This window comes from Novosphingobium resinovorum, from assembly GCF_001742225.1.
GTDB lineage: Bacteria > Pseudomonadota > Alphaproteobacteria > Sphingomonadales > Sphingomonadaceae > Novosphingobium > Novosphingobium resinovorum_A.
Genome location: NZ_CP017076.1, coordinates 898,136 through 912,282 on the forward strand (window position 1 = coordinate 898,136; position 14,147 = coordinate 912,282).

Sequence of the window (14,147 nt, forward strand, 5' to 3'; positions counted from 1 at the left end):
CGCAGCGGGTTCGTACAAGTCCCAACATCGGACCGGTATCGCCTCGTTTTCATCCAGATAACACTGCTCAAGATAGCTTGCTCATCCGAGCCCGATTCCGCCGCTCTGCGCTGGGCTGTCGCTGGCAACAATGCCTGCCCCGCGCGATGACGCAACGGCAGCCTGCCGCTCCCCGGTCCTGGTCTCGATCGCACCGGCCAGCTTCTCCTTACTGTCAGTATAGACAGCAGCGTGCTGCCGGGCACGGCTGATCGCCACATAGGCGGACCTTGCATCCACAGTATTCGCGCGGAAGCTTTCCAGATGCGTCATCGACCGATCAGCCGTCGCGCCTTGGCTGCCATGCACAGTGCCTACCCACCCGTGCCGGATATGCCGGTCACCGGTGCTGTCGAGCGACAAGGTATGCTCGCGCCCGCGGGCATCGACGGTTGTCAAAGTGCGCGTTTCAGTATCAATGCCGATCACCGCCGCGGTCGCGCCATTCACCCGGCCAGCCTGACGATCGTTACGGGTAAACTGGACCCGGTCGCCAGTCGCAAATTCACGCTGCACTTCACTGAAGGCCTCCACCTGCCCCCGCCCCCACTTATCGAGGCGCCAATCGATGGCACGCCCGTGTCGGTCGTGAAGCGCGATCCGATTGGCATCGCCGTCGACGCGCGCAACCCGGTAAGCCTTCCCCCTCTCAACGCCATGACGTTCATAGCCGCGCCGGAACGTCACCACATCGCCGATCTCGTACCCGCGCGCATGGCGGGCCTCCTCGCGGGTCAGCCCCTTGCTCTCCAGCGTCGCCACGGAGACCGCCTCGCCCCGGATCGTACCGTCCTTGCGCAGTTCAGCCCGAATAGCCTGCGTCAGCAGCTCGCGACCCTCGCGCGTCGTATCCATGACCAAGGTCCGCTCCCGCTCTTTGACGGAGAGCGCTGCATAGTCCCGGGCCATAGCGATACGCCGATCGGCAACATCGGCAAGCTCGGCGACGCGCCCACCGCCTCGGTCCAGGGCTTCCAGTGCCCGCTTCCCGTCGCCAGCAATCGTCGCCGCCACCGCTTCGCGCGTAAGGTCGTTCTGCTGCCGCACGATCTTGTCGAGCACGAAGGTCCGCATGCCGGCGTCCTGAAGCTGACCGAACGCCCTACCGGCCTCGACACTGCCAAGCTGCTTCACGTCGCCGACCAAAACCATGCGCGCATTTGCCCGTTCGGCCATGCCGAGCAGACGCGCCATGTCACGCGCACCGACCATCGAGGCCTCGTCCACGATCCAGGCTTCGCGGGACTTGCCCGCCTCGGCTATGAGCTGCTCGCCCGTCAGCACAGCCTTGGCGACCGTCTCGCCTGTCGTGCCTATTGCCTCACCCAGCACCGCTGCAGCGGCAGCCGTGGGCGCAAAGGCGCGGACCTGGTATCCGGCACTGCGCATGCCGTCTGCATATGTCGCGAGCACCGTGGTCGTTTTCGCCGTGCCGGCATAGCCCTGCACGCCCGCGACACGGTCGTGCCCCGCCAGCAGGCCAATGGTAGCAGCCTGCTGGCCCTGCGTCCACTTATGCCCTTCTGCCTCGGCGAAGAACGCGGCCGTGGTGACAATCCGGGCAGCGTCCTTTCGCGCATGCGGCGCTGCGGCTGCATCCCGCCCGGCATGCTCGATTGCCAGCATCCGGCGTTCAGTGGCCACCGCCTCACGTGTCGTGAAGCCCTGCCCCGCCGCCCCCCGTTCGCGTGCAACCAGTTCACCACCTGCTCGTGCCCTACCGACAGCTGCAGCAATCTCGGCCGCGCTCGCCTTGCCGCCCGCATGTTCGCCCGCGCGCGCTTCCAGCGCGGCGGCACCAAACACCGCCTCACGCTCGGATAGCTGACGCGCCGCCGCCGCGACAGCCAGCGTAGCGGCGACCTCCGCCCTGCCCGTCTCCGCCAACCCGCGTGGCCCATCCTTTGCCGCGCGGCTCTCCGCAGCTGCGATCGCCGCGATGCGCTCGGCCTCCCCGAACCCGGCCGCATCGGCCTGGGCCCGCCAGCCCGGCACCAGCGCCTCGCGCGGGATCTCTTCCTTGGCCTGACGGGTGGCCAGCGTCAGCGTCGCCTTCTCGGCAGCGGTCGCATTGGCCCGGGTCTTGCCGCGCTCGGCCAATGCGGCTTCCACCTGATCACCCCGCGCGCTGAACTGCCGGATCGCCGCCTCGGGAACGGCTGCCAGCTCGAACATCGAGCCCTTGGCCTCCCGCAGCGCATAGCCGAGCTGGCGCGCCTCCTGCGCCAGCGCCTGCCGGTAGATCGCGCCTGCATCCTTGTAGATGCGGAAGAATGAGAGGCTTTCCAGACTTCGCCACACGCCGGCCCTGTCCTGGGTGGCGTTGAGGATCACGGCATGGGTGTGAAGCTGGGGATCCTGTGCGCGGCTGGTGTTGTGGCGGAAGGTCGCAACCGCCAGCTTGCCGGTCTCAACCGTCTTGATCTCGCCGCCCTCGCGAACCCGGGTCGCCGCGCCGTGCCGCTCGATATAGTCGAGGGCCGTGCGCACCGCCTTGTCGTGAGCGCCAACAAGCCGCCGGTCACCGGCGACCTCGGCCATGATCGACACTGACTTGGGCGCGGAGAAAGTCACATCCCAGCCCGGCCGATGCTCCCGCTCACCGTTGCGGATGGTCCCAAGCTTCTGGCCATTGGGCAGTTGGCCTTCGAGGCCGCTTCTGAAGGCGGCGCGGTCCACTTCGCCGACCAGCCCCAGCGCCTTGGCACCCTCGCCGAACCAGGCGCTCGGCGCTTCGCCGCCTTCCGAGTAATAATCGTCTGCTTCGTAGTAGCTGGAAGCCTGCGCGGCGCTCTTCAGAGCTGCGACGCTGGCAACCACTTACAGCGCTCCCCCGGCGGTGCGGTCCTCGCCCGTTTCCCGCGTCGCTGCCCCTTGAGCAGGCGATGATGTCGGCTCCGACTTTGGGTCTGGCGCCGGCCCCTGTCCCGATACCGCCGCAGTCCCCAGAGGCACCGTAGGCTCCGCGATGTCAGGCCGCTCCATATGCGATCGACTGATCGCCACGCGCGCGATCGGCAAGCCGGACAAGCGCAGAAAGCCGGTCAGCGGCGGCAAGTGACCGATCTCGCTGTCGAGCACGATCTGCTTGGTCTGCCGTAAGGTCGAGAGCGAACCCTTGTCGCTCATGGCGTCGCTGTCGAGTGAGGCGCTCGAGCGATGCTCTTCGATCTCGGACCGCCCCAGCAGCTCGGTCGCCCATCGAGTACTCTCGGGATCGCCCAGACGCATGACAAGCTGTGTTCCGGTCTGACCGACGATCGTGCCAGTCGCATGCTGGCCGTAGGTTTCCCGCAGCTGACCGATCGCCTGAAAGGCAATCACCACCGCCGCCCCGAACTTGCGCCCCTCCGGGAGCAAGGTCAGCAACCCCGATGCGCGCGGCAGCGCCGGCAATTCGTCCATGATCAGCCACGCCCGGGGCGCGCCGTGGATCGGCCGGTCCAGGATCGCGGCAACGGCGCAGTCCAGCCAGCAGCCGAGCAGCGGTTTTGCCGCAGCAAAATTGCGCTTGCGCGAAGCCAGGAATATCCAGGGCTTGGCGCCTTCGACATCCGGCAGCCGCTGATAGAAGTCGTCGAAGCTGAGGCGGGGCCCATCCCCCGGCGCCCGCTTCAATGAGCCGACGATCTTCGCCGCTTCGGCGAGGCAGAACAGCACGCTCGCGGTCGCCTTGTCGGCATCCTTCTGGAATACCCGCGATGCTTCGGTCCCGCGCGTCAGGGTCGCCAGTTGATCGGGCGTCATGTCGCGAAGGGCATAGACCAGTTCGCCGATACTGCCCCTGCCCTGCTCCCACAGACGCCGGATCACAGCAGCGGCGACGAGCCGGGCCTGGTCGTACCAGACATCATCGCCCGCCGCGTTGCCTCCGGGTTTCGCCACGATGAACCCCGCCAGCCTGTCGGCATCGGAGGCGGAGCGCACGTCATCGAACGGGTTCCAGTAGGCGCACCGCTCGTCGAAGGGATTGAGGATCAGGTCTCCGCGTTCGGGACGGTAGTAGCGCGCGACATAACCGCCATCGACGTCATGCACGAATGCATGCTGACCTCGCCGTTCCACCTCATCGAGCAGCGCCCAGATCGCCGTCGTCTTGCCGGTGCCCGTCGCACCGGCGAACAGGAAGTGCCGCGCCTCCTCGCTCTCAGGCACCGGCACCCTGCCGATCGTCACCGGACGTGTCCCAGCGCCAACCGAGACCATGCGCGCGAGCGTCTTTGCATCCACCCGCTCAGCGCCGCGCACCGTGCGGTCGCGGCCGGCGCGCTCGCCTTCCGCCAACCAGGCCCGGCGACGCCAACGGTACAGCGGTACGCCAATGGCGATCCCGCACAGCATCGCACAGATCCCCATCCGCCACAGCAGGCGCTTGAAGGCACGGGTGGCCGGACTTTCGGGAGCGAGGATTTCATCACGCACCGCAACCCGGGCGCGCGCCTCGTATGTCTGGAGGTTGCGGCCGAACGGATCCAGGAGTTCACGTCCCTGAACCTTGAGATAAAGGCTGGCCCCGCGCCGGGTGAGGTCGGGCGCCGTCTTCCATCCCGCAAAGGCGCCTACACCGGCACACACCAGGATCAGGATCGCCGCCACCTGGGCCCGGGCGTTGATGCCGGCCCAGATCCGGTTCTGGCTCGCCTGACCGCGCGAGAGAATTTCTGCGCGGCGCGTCATCGATCAGACTTTGCCCCGACGTAGCGCCATCAGAAATCGGCCTTCGCTTTGGCGAGCTGCCGATCGAATATCCGATCCGCGTCGAGCGCGATCTGTTTCAGGCGCTCCTCGCCTTGTCCGGGCTCTGCAAGCGCCGCCGCATAGGCAGCACCGGCCGCGTAGAGGGTGCGCTGGATCAATCGATCGGTCAGTTCCGAACGTGTCGCCAGCCGGTCTATCGCCTCGCGCAATTCCTCCACCTCAGCGTTCGTGGGAAGCGCAGCGGCAGTGCTGTCAGAACCAGCCGGCTCGGCGCCCCTGCCCCCGACCAGCGCTGCGATGCCAAGCTCCAGCGCGCGCACCGTCGCCTGATAGAGCGGCAAGCCAACGTCCGCCGCGTAGCCTTTTAACGCGGCAGCCTGAGTATCTGTTACTCTGCCTGTCAGCATCACACGTGCCATAGCCGCCCACCTCGACAGTATGCGAAGAGAATACGCGACTTTGAAAATAAGTACAGACTGCGTTGACACCGCTTTCCATGTATGTTGCCATTGGTCATCTGGTCACTGCGACCACATATCGACTACGCTATGGAGGCAGCACACGTGCGTAGGGTGTGGACAAAAACAGAGCGAGGCAAAGCCTCGCCCCTTCTTCCTTCCGAATACTTACCCGGGCGTTCATCATGGCGCTGAGCGGGTTCGCCTCCGGCGCCCTGGTGGCGGCTCCGATGGCGGCGGTGCTGACGTGGCTGACGGTCACCTGGCAGCAGCACGTCGACGTCAGGGTCGAGCGCGACACCGCCGTCGTGCGCGCCGACAGGGCCGCATTCGACGCGGGGTTCAAGCGCGACTGGCAGGCGATGGCGGGGCGGCGGACGGAGTGGGAAGCGGAGCCGGCATCAGGGTCGACCGGGTGCGATCCGAAGGCCGCAGCCGAGCTCGCGCGCCTGCGCCAGCGGGCAAGCGAGCTCGAGCAAAGACTGGCGGGAAGCTCCGCGAACCGCGCTGCTGACGCGCAGGAGCTTCGCGCTCTGATGAAGGAGAACGACCGATGATCTCGGTGCGTTTTGCCGGTCCTTGCCTGATGCTAGTGGTGGTGTCGGCATGTGGTTCGGGCGGACCATCGCTCTCGGGATCGGCTTCGGAAAGTTCGGGCTCGAGCTCGGGCTTGTCGAGCCTGTGGGAGAAGGTGCGCGCGCTCGGCTTTGAAACCGGCAAGACTTACGAGATGCCGGCGGCCGGCATCATGGCTGATGCCTTCCTCACCGATATCGCGGCGCGCGGCATGCCGCTCGATGCCCTTGCGCGCATCCTCCTCTCACCGGGTGAACAAGGGCGGCCACGCTTCGACGTGGCCGTCGAGGCGCATGTCGTGCCCACCCGCGCAGAGATTGCCGAGACTGGCATCGACAAGATGCGTAGCATAACCCCGCTCGATCCCGATCACATCGTCTACGCCGCTCCCATCGCGCTCGCCATGCAGCCGCGCAAGGGTTGGGAGGTGCAGGCGATCGACGACCGCCGCGTCGATCCGCAATTCGACACACCATTCTTCCGCGCTCATCGCCGGCCGTCGACCTATGACGAGGAACTCCACATCCGCTACATGGAGATGCTGGCGATCTCGGCGATCTACACCAACACCGTGTTCGCGCTGATTGACGAAGAGCTTGGCTCCTCCCGCCTGTCTGACCCGGAGGCTGCCCGCAGGCAGGTGCTGATCACGTTTCAGGCGATCCCGATGGATACCCTGAAAGCAGCGCTTACAGAGGCAGCGAACGAGGTGGTCGGTGGCCGCTTCTCCACCGACCTCACCGGCTCGGGCAACATCCACTTCACGCATATTCCGGCTGGCGATTTTGTCGCCGATCCGCGTGGGCTGACCTGGACCAGGGCCGGAGGCGTCTGGTTCGGCGATGGCCGGATCAACGGGCAGACCGTCAATCTGCGGCTCGCCTCGACATCATCGGTGTCGCAGCGCCAGGCGCAGACCGGAACGCAGGGCACGAACGCTGACGCGAAGGTGGAGGGAGGTGCGAGTGTTGGTCCGGTTCAATAGCAAGCTGCTGGAGACCTACGATCCCGATTGGGAGGCGAAGTGGGACCGGGCTCATGCGATGATGCGCGAGCTTGAAGTAAGAGACTGGTCAAGCCTGACAGCGGAAGAACGTGAGCAGCTCGACAAGCTGCGCCGGTCATTGCCCGTCATTTTCGATGCAAGCCACCGCACCGCGAACGACTACATCCGGTTTCACCTTTCGCTCACGCTCAAGGAAGCCGATGAGCTCGGTATCTGGGCCTGGATGCCTGTTCTTCCCGACGACGCAGATATCGATAGGACGCGTGCGGCGATCGCCGAGGTCTCGCGCTATATCGAGACGGTTAAGCACCGTCGCAGCACATTCGAGATGTGTCGGCGGGCGGGATTGAAGCCTGGATACGTTGGCTCGCAACCCAAGCTTACGTGGTATACCCGTTGGGCCATGCTGCGGTTCCGGCTCGGTCGTTCTGCGAGACGTCGCGGCAAGTAACGCCCAATCAAAGACCGCCGATGTCGCCGCCCAAGGCAGGCCAACGGCCAGCGCGCTGCGCATCATTTACGCAAAACTTGGCGAGCGGATTCGCGTCTGGTATCGTTGCCGCGCGCTGCGCAAAAGGCGGCGCCGGGACTGGTAATCCCGCAGATCAGAAAAAACTCGGAAAACACAGTTTTCCGGGGTGCCGTCGCGCATGTCCAAACCTTCGGGTGAAAGGCGGCGGCGCATGTGATCTGCATGTTACCAGCTCCGGCGGCTCCCGCGCGTTAGCGTGCGGGAGTTCGGGGTCGGTCCGCGTGATGCCCTGAAGTCTTCCGTTACCGCTCCTGACGCGGACCGGAGGTGCATATGGACAGTATCGTTCCTGCGACTTCATCTGGCCTTGGCGCCGTAGCGCCGAGCCCTGCTATCATCACCCTGCCCGGCGAGAGCTCCGAGCTTGGCGCGCTGTGGCGCCGCTACGATGCACGGCCGGTACGGCTCGTGCGTACACGTGAGGGACGCGAATTGAGTTTTTCTCGCTTCGAGCGTGCACACGAATTTCATGAGGGAATGGAGAACATAGCGCGCCGCTTCGACAATAGCATGTCCCGCTTTTTCTATTCGGCCGGTATCGTCGCTCAGCTCGCTCTGTCATCGCATCTGCTCGACGTCGGCTTTCCGGACATGTGGTGCGCCAAATATGTTGGCCTGCACGTCGACCGTTCCCTCGCCTACGCCAACGCTACCGGCTTCGGATATGAGGATGCCGAGACCAAACGTCTGATGGAGGTGCTGTCTCCCTATTGGAAGTGGAACACCATGAGCCAGATGCAGGGCATCGAGCCGGGTGATGGGGGCTTTACGCAAGTGAGCGTCGCCGAGATCATCACCGCGCTGGTGGAGCACGTCGCGGAGGTAACGGGGCACACCCTGAAGCCGAGACGGCGCGCGGCGCGATCGTGCTCGTGATCGTACACCGCAACATGACGCGCAGGATTGCTTCACCGAATGTCGTCTTCCGTTCTGGCGATGGTCGCCCCTGCCATCGCCATCGGCGAAAGGATGCTGCCGCCCGGCGTGCCGGGCGGCAGCGACAGCTGTCACCAACCGTCCCGTTCCTGCCTGTCCATCGAGCGCACGAGCATCAACAGCGCGTAGACAAAATGCCTCCGGGCCTGCCGCTTTGAAAGGCCGAGGCGGCGGGCGATCTCGTCTGTGCTCAAATCCTCGGCGCGCGCCAGCCGGAATACTTCGCGGTGCAGCGCGGGCAGCGATGCCATCGCCCGGTGCATCCGGCGCATTGTCGGATCCTCGATCTCTTGGAAGGCGTCACGCAGGCGCGCCTCTTTTCTGCGCTGCTGCCACATTGCGATGCGCTGGATCATGACCGGCCCTCCCCGAATGCGAGAAGATAGTCGGCGCCCTTGCTGGCCGCGCTCGCTGCCCGGAAGATGGCCTTTTCATCGGCGCGCATTGCCTCCAGCCACGCACCGATGTAATCTGCATGCCGAACCGTGGGCTGGATGCCCAGCGTTGCGCAGGTGAACGCCGCCGTCATCTCGGCCGCCAGTTCCTCCTTGGCATACGCCACCGAGCCGAACCGCCCGGACTGATCGCGCTCCAGCCGCCCCTTACCCCCGGCCCAATGACCCATCTCGTGAAGCGCCGTGCGAAACCAGTTTATGGGTTCATGAAACGCAGGCTGCGGCGGCACCTGCACATAGTCCTGCCCGGGCGAATAGAACGCCTCACTCCCGCCGATCCGGAAGTCCGCACCGCTCGCGGCAATCAGCCTGTCCACCTCGGCAATCGCCATGACGGGATCAGGCACGGCTGCTTCCCCTCGCAGGTCGTCCGGCAAGCCCTCGCATTGCTCGATGTTGAACACGACAAAGCGCTTGAGAAACGCAACGGTGCGCGCCTCGCGGTCTTCGCCCTGCGCCTTGGCGGCCTCGTCCTTGGGGGTAAAGCGATCGGCATAGCAGACAACTGTCCCCTTCTCACCGCGCCGCACGTTCCCACCTGCTGCTGCAGCCTGCTTGTACGTCAGCCACCGCTGCGAGCCGAACCCGCCGCCGATCCCTGCTGCCCATAAAATGAGCACATTAATCCCTGAATAAAACCTTCCCGACACCGCGTTCGCCGGCATCGTACATGGACACTTCGACGCATCCCACGGCTGCACCCACGGCAACCGGCCCTCTTCCAGCTCGGCGATGATCCGGGCAGTTACCTCTCCATAGAGGCTCTGACGTTCGGTATGGCTCACGGCTCCTTCACTCCTTCCTCAACCGCCATTGACCGGCGCCAGGGTGGCGGGGGGCGGCAGGAGCGGACCAACAGCCCCGCCGGCCAGGGCGGGGCGCACCTGACAAGGCCGCAACGAAGTGGAGGACCCGGGAGTGAAACGGACGGGTTGCGCCCCGGCGAGGTGGGGCTACAGGGCTGCGACGCCCCCCGTCACCTTGATGCCGCCAAAGGCCCACGCCGCCGGGCCACAGGCTCGGCGACCGCTGAAGAGCGGCAAAGCCGCTCGCCCGGCCTGCTTCGAGCAGGACGACACGCGTCATGCGATCGTCACGGCTATGCCGACAAGACGCCATCAGGCGGCTTGGCTGAAGCGGAGCGGAAGTAGAGCGCGGTCAGGGCATGGCCCTAAGACGCCACTCCCTTTCCTACTCGCCCTCGCCTGGAACGAGCAAGTACCTCGCGCCTGCGGAACAGAGAGGAGGCAGCGCATGTCAGACCGCGACTGGAAGACGACCAGCGGCGGACCCGTCATCTCGCCGCCATCGATAATGACGATTGCAAAGTGTGAGCTACCGTAACTGCGCAAACCTCTATCGATGGCGACAGAGTATAAACTTCGTCTGGCGTCGTAGTGCGGAACTCGAATGCTCGTATCTGCGCACCCTGCCTCGGATCTCACTTAGAAAATCCGGCCAATCGCATCTTCGCTGGCGGGCGATTAACATCGGCTTCACGGATCGTGAAATATAAGGCAGCGCACAGTACCCACCTGATGATATTATTATTGCGATGGGTGGATAAATACCGACTTGCGCGTTATCCTGCAGACAGTCGCTTGATAGGAGCCAAAATTGGCCATCGAAAACGAAATACTCATTACGCTTGCCGCCGAGATCGTCGAGGCACATGTCAGCAACAACAGCATCGCCGTGGGAGAGGTCAGCACGCTGATCGAAAAGGTCTACGACGCGCTAGAAAAGCTTGGTGTGCCGACCCAGGCGGTGGTCGAGAAGCCCAAGGGTGCCGTCTCCATCCGCGCCTCGATCAAACCCGAGCATCTCGTCAGCATGATCGACGGCAAGCCCTACAAGATGCTCAAGCGGCACCTGACCTTGCATGGCTACACGCCCGAGAGCTACCGCGAAGCGTTCGGTTTGCCCAGCGACTATCCGATGATCGCTGCCAGCCATTCGCAAAAGCGCCGGGAGATCGCCAAGACCCTCGGTCTCGGTCGTAAGCGCAAAGCCCCCGTCGAGCCCGTCGTCGCCGACAAGCCTGCCCGCAAGCCGCGCGTCAAGAAAGTCGTGGCCGAACTCACCGAGGGCTAACGAGAGGAACGGCGGGCTTTTAGGAGAACCGCGTCGTTGGCTGGAGCATCGGAATTTGGCATCGTTCTCATCGCAGGTGGATTTGGAAGGCGCGAGCGATGGCAGAGCATGACGGGGAGCACTATGAAGGCGGCGAAGCCTGGGCCGACATTCTGGCACGCCGTTCGCCCGAAGGTCGAGCGGTCGTCGAGCAGCTAGACCGCGCCGAGGAAGCAGCGTTGGCCATCCAGGAGCGGGTCACGCTCGCGCTCATTGAGAAGCGCGACGTCACCGACGATTTTTGCGCGTTTGAAGCGGCGCTCACTGAAGTGCTTCGGATGCGATCCAAGGTCTATCGCATGGCAAGGCAGTAATGCAGCATACTCGGCGAATTTCTAACTTCTGACATCTGTTGATATGAGCCAGCTAGAACTACGGGGGCGGCCGCATCCACGAACCGAATGGTGACAATGGGACTTTGGGCTCGGTCCGCTTCAGAGCTGCGATGATAGAAAAGCGGACGTTCGAACCTGAGGATGCTGGTGTCAACTGTGGCCTGAAAAGCGGTCGTTCACCGGGCTGAATGACTGACCGGCTGACGCCGGTAGGATCATGCGGCGGGGCTGAAGCCATCCTTGTGGGTATGCTTTTCGAGATACCGCATGATGATGTCATCGGTGATGTTGCCGGAGGTAGTCGAGAAGTAGCCGCGTTGCCAGAAGCGTTGCCCCCAATACCGCTTGCGGATGTGCTCGAACTCCTGCTGGATTTTCCGTGACGATCGCCCCTTGGCACGGCGGACGAAATCGCTGACGGAAACGTGCGGCGGGATTTCGACGAACATGTGCACGTGGTCCTTCGACAGTGCCCCATTGATGATCGTCACGCCCATCTCGGCGCAAACTTGCCTGATAATTTCCCGGACCCGCAGGCGCACGTCGCCATGGAGCACCTTGAAGCGATACTTGGGTGCCCAGACGAGATGATAGCGATGATGGAATGTCGTGTGACAACCGCTCTTGTAGCGCATAGCCTGTAACCTCGGGAAAAACGGAAGACTTACGCCCTTCAGGCGGTCTTCCGTTTTTCCCGAGGTTACAGGCTTGCACGCGAGTCTACGGCTGAAGCCAGTATCCGACTGGAAGTCGGAGGGGTTCCTCCCCGAAAGAGGACTCTAAATCGGCCCTTCAAAAGCTGCCCTCCGTTCACTGGACTGTGGGCGAAAGTGAATGACGACATATGAGACCTACTGGGTTGTCCGCTATGGAATTGGATTCCAGGTAAGCGGCCACGTATCCCTGCTCACGCACGGTCAATTTTGAACAGGGGCCACTTCATTGCTACAATTGGCTGGGCAAACAGCTCGTCCGCGATGCGTTCTGTCTTGGCCGTTCCCGAGTAATGTCGCGGCGTCTGAAAGTTGCCGTGCGCCAGGGTGGATGATTTGCGCCGTGACGGATAACTACACGATCCGGCTTAGTTTTTCATTTTGACAGGACGGTGAATTCATTCGTACGGTAATGAGCCGGTCGGTTAATTCGGATCGTTAGGGGAGTGTAGGGCCCGCATGTCGGTCGAAGGCTTAAGTCAAGTTTTTGCGGAGCCACGTGCGCGGCGACAACTACGATGGCCGGTCGTGTTGCCTCAAGCAAAGATGTTCCCGAGGCGTTTGCCGTTGCCTCATCAGAATGGTTCCCATAGCCGATTGGGCCAGATCTTTCCATCCATTGCCTGTTCGCGGGTTGCGGAGCGTAGCGAAGCGGCGCGCGAACAGGCAATGGATGGAGCGCCGTTCGCGCCACTATTCAGCCGCCACTGCGGCAGCCCCGAGGATCAGTGCGTCGGCTTTCGCTGCTCGCCACCGTTTGCGCTGTCGTTCGAAAGTCCTCAACTGGCCTGGGAGGTACAGGCCGGGGTGGTCCGCGCAAAGCTGTTCAAACAAATCACGAGACGTTTGCCCCATGGCGCTTTCGAACAGGGCGGTCACCTCGGTTGCCGTCGCCGCGAAGGGATCGACGCGGGTCCTCCAAGTACGCTGTGGACGCGCCGGTTCCTCCAGGGTGCCGGAATGCCAAGCATCCTTGAGGCTCGCCAGAAAGTCCCCAAGCCGCGCGTCCGGCTGGATTGCCCCCTCAACCTGCTCATCCTGTGAAAGATTGAGCAGTTGCTGCTGACAATGACGCATGCGTGCGAGCAGGTCGATGGGATCCAGGCTCGCCTGCATGGTCGACAACTGTGTCTTGATAGCATTGCTGACTCGGGCATCTGCAAGGAGACGCTGACAGGGCGTGACCGGCTTATCGTAGCGTTTGATAACCTTGGCGCCATGACGTTCCTTTGAGATCAGTTTGAAGGATGGTTGAAGCAAGTTTACAAACAGGCGCGAAGCGGCGTAGAGATTTTCAAGAATTTGGAGGGCTTCGAGCCCTTCATATCGACGATATCCAACCAGCTTTCTGACCACGGATCCGTTCTTCTGCTCTACCCACGCTTGGTCATTTTTGTGATACGGGCGAGAACGGGTAAAGGTTATATTATGAACTGCACACCAAGCCTGAATAGTTTCGTTCATAAAGACCGTGTCGTTGTCAGTATCCAGCCCAAGGATCGGCATCGGAAGTGATCGCTGCAGCTTGGTCAGTGCCTGCACCAGATACTCTTGCTCGCGAAACGGAATCGGCATCGTTTCGGTCCACCCGCTGGCAATGTCCGTGAGAGTCAGGGTCTGGACAAATCTTCCATCTGCGGACGGACCCGAATGGGCCACTAGATCGGCCTCAAAGAACCCCGGTGACGGGTCACCCCAGTCTGCAAAGGTGCGGACCGGGACCGCTGCCTTCACGGCCGCCGACGGTGGTGCCCGTCGCCGCCGCTTGGCCCCTTCGCGGAACGGCGCCAGACGGCGATCGATTGTCGCCGCACTCATGGTAAGGATCCCAGCCCGAATGGCTGGTAGCAGGGTCATATGTCCGTGGCGCTCCATGGCCTCGACAAGCAGCGGCAGCATTGCGTGTAACCGCTTTCCACAGACCCGGTCAGAGGCCTCCCACAGCGTCACCAGCGCGCCGTCCATCTCGTCGTTGTAGAGACGCATCTCCGGTCTTGGCGCGCCCCGCTCACGCCGCCCTGTAGCGCGCAGGATCCGGGCCGCATGCTTGCGGTGAAAGCCTGTAATGGCCGTGAATACATCGAGGATCTTCCCTCGATTCGCGCGATCGCCTTTTCGATACCGCTCGCCAGTTGCTGCAATCATGTCGTCGCGCGTCATCATGCTGACCCTCCTCATTTGTCTGCTCCACAATCAATATCTTCGGGAGCATTCTTGATGAGGCAACGACTATGCCTTGGGGAACAATTCTATTGAGGCAATGCGC

13 protein-coding genes are annotated in these 14,147 nt (G+C 63.2%); 6 read left to right on the forward strand and 7 right to left on the reverse strand.

What is annotated here, in order from left to right:
* Window positions 1-81: 81 nt before the first annotated feature.
* Genes mobF through BES08_RS21495 form a run of 3 tightly spaced genes read right to left on the reverse strand, consistent with a single transcriptional unit; the run spans window position 82 to window position 5,156 of the window.
* Window positions 82-2,859 (reverse strand): MobF family relaxase, encoded by a 2,778-nt coding sequence (mobF, locus tag BES08_RS21485; protein ID WP_036531082.1) that lies wholly within the window; start codon window positions 2,857-2,859, stop codon window positions 82-84.
* Window positions 2,860-4,716 carry a type IV secretion system DNA-binding domain-containing protein gene (locus BES08_RS21490; RefSeq protein WP_051587252.1) on the reverse strand — a complete coding sequence of 619 codons (1,857 nt, stop codon included), beginning with the start codon at window positions 4,714-4,716 and terminating at the stop codon, window positions 2,860-2,862.
* 29 nt (window positions 4,717-4,745) lie between these two features.
* Window positions 4,746-5,156: a hypothetical protein gene (locus BES08_RS21495; RefSeq protein WP_155986507.1), complete on the reverse strand. Its 411-nt coding sequence runs from the start codon at window positions 5,154-5,156 to the stop codon at window positions 4,746-4,748.
* Between the two features lie 224 nt (window positions 5,157-5,380).
* Between BES08_RS21495 and BES08_RS21500 the strand changes: the two genes are divergently transcribed.
* The 4 genes from BES08_RS21500 to BES08_RS21515 all read left to right on the forward strand — a co-directional run bounded on the left by BES08_RS21500 (window position 5,381) and on the right by BES08_RS21515 (window position 8,185).
* Entirely contained in the window at window positions 5,381-5,752 is a 372-nt protein-coding gene (locus tag BES08_RS21500) for a hypothetical protein (RefSeq protein ID WP_036531077.1), read from the forward strand.
* On the forward strand, window positions 5,749-6,756 hold the full coding sequence (locus tag BES08_RS21505; protein ID WP_036531074.1) for a hypothetical protein: 1,008 nt from the start codon (window positions 5,749-5,751) through the stop codon (window positions 6,754-6,756). Before BES08_RS21500 ends, BES08_RS21505 begins: the two co-directional genes overlap by 4 nt.
* Window positions 6,737-7,228 (forward strand): hypothetical protein, encoded by a 492-nt coding sequence (locus tag BES08_RS21510; RefSeq protein ID WP_036531071.1) that lies wholly within the window; start codon window positions 6,737-6,739, stop codon window positions 7,226-7,228. The genes BES08_RS21505 and BES08_RS21510 overlap by 20 nt, the downstream gene beginning before the upstream one ends.
* A gap of 354 nt (window positions 7,229-7,582) precedes the next feature.
* The gene (locus BES08_RS21515; protein ID WP_155986506.1) at window positions 7,583-8,185 is read left to right on the forward strand and encodes a hypothetical protein; all 603 of its coding nucleotides are present in this window, start codon (window positions 7,583-7,585) and stop codon (window positions 8,183-8,185) included.
* 131 nt (window positions 8,186-8,316) lie between these two features.
* Here BES08_RS21515 and BES08_RS21520 read toward each other — a convergent pair whose 3' ends face one another.
* Together BES08_RS21520 and BES08_RS21525 are read right to left on the reverse strand one after the other, a co-directional pair.
* Entirely contained in the window at window positions 8,317-8,601 is a 285-nt protein-coding gene (locus BES08_RS21520; RefSeq protein ID WP_036531068.1) for a sigma factor-like helix-turn-helix DNA-binding protein, read from the reverse strand.
* Window positions 8,598-9,485 carry an ArdC family protein gene (locus BES08_RS21525; protein WP_036531066.1) on the reverse strand — a complete coding sequence of 296 codons (888 nt, stop codon included), beginning with the start codon at window positions 9,483-9,485 and terminating at the stop codon, window positions 8,598-8,600. Before BES08_RS21525 ends, BES08_RS21520 begins: the two co-directional genes overlap by 4 nt.
* Before the next feature lie 832 nt (window positions 9,486-10,317).
* Here BES08_RS21525 and BES08_RS21530 point away from each other — a divergent pair.
* Both BES08_RS21530 and BES08_RS21535 read left to right on the forward strand, forming a co-directional pair.
* Complete coding sequence (locus BES08_RS21530) at window positions 10,318-10,794, forward strand: Ros/MucR family transcriptional regulator (protein WP_069709449.1); 477 nt, start codon at window positions 10,318-10,320, stop codon at window positions 10,792-10,794.
* A gap of 98 nt (window positions 10,795-10,892) precedes the next feature.
* Complete coding sequence (locus tag BES08_RS21535; protein WP_036531062.1) at window positions 10,893-11,147, forward strand: hypothetical protein; 255 nt, start codon at window positions 10,893-10,895, stop codon at window positions 11,145-11,147.
* 236 nt (window positions 11,148-11,383) lie between these two features.
* On the opposite strand, the gene tnpA is transcribed toward BES08_RS21535, so the two are convergent.
* Together tnpA and BES08_RS21545 are read right to left on the reverse strand one after the other, a co-directional pair.
* Window positions 11,384-11,803: an IS200/IS605 family transposase gene (gene tnpA, locus BES08_RS21540; RefSeq protein WP_036530815.1), complete on the reverse strand. Its 420-nt coding sequence runs from the start codon at window positions 11,801-11,803 to the stop codon at window positions 11,384-11,386.
* Between the two features lie 771 nt (window positions 11,804-12,574).
* Window positions 12,575-14,059, reverse strand: coding sequence for an ISNCY family transposase (locus BES08_RS21545; protein WP_037520338.1), 1,485 nt, complete (start codon window positions 14,057-14,059; stop codon window positions 12,575-12,577).
* Between the last annotated feature and the right edge of the window lie 88 nt (window positions 14,060-14,147).

What these genes read in the sequence shown, in the direction of transcription:
- tnpA (WP_036530815.1), bottom strand. Translation starts at nt 11,803, where the DNA reads ATGCGCTACAAGAGCGGTTGTCACACGACATTCCATCATCGCTATCAT.
- BES08_RS21505 (WP_036531074.1), top strand. Translation starts at nt 5,749, where the DNA reads ATGATCTCGGTGCGTTTTGCCGGTCCTTGCCTGATGCTAGTGGTGGTG.
- BES08_RS21490 (WP_051587252.1), bottom strand. Translation starts at nt 4,716, where the DNA reads ATGACGCGCCGCGCAGAAATTCTCTCGCGCGGTCAGGCGAGCCAGAAC.
- BES08_RS21495 (WP_155986507.1), bottom strand. Translation starts at nt 5,156, where the DNA reads ATGGCACGTGTGATGCTGACAGGCAGAGTAACAGATACTCAGGCTGCC.
- BES08_RS21520 (WP_036531068.1), bottom strand. Translation starts at nt 8,601, where the DNA reads ATGATCCAGCGCATCGCAATGTGGCAGCAGCGCAGAAAAGAGGCGCGC.
- BES08_RS21500 (WP_036531077.1), top strand. Translation starts at nt 5,381, where the DNA reads ATGGCGCTGAGCGGGTTCGCCTCCGGCGCCCTGGTGGCGGCTCCGATG.
- BES08_RS21515 (WP_155986506.1), top strand. Translation starts at nt 7,583, where the DNA reads ATGGACAGTATCGTTCCTGCGACTTCATCTGGCCTTGGCGCCGTAGCG.
- BES08_RS21545 (WP_037520338.1), bottom strand. Translation starts at nt 14,059, where the DNA reads ATGAGGAGGGTCAGCATGATGACGCGCGACGACATGATTGCAGCAACT.
- BES08_RS21535 (WP_036531062.1), top strand. Translation starts at nt 10,893, where the DNA reads ATGGCAGAGCATGACGGGGAGCACTATGAAGGCGGCGAAGCCTGGGCC.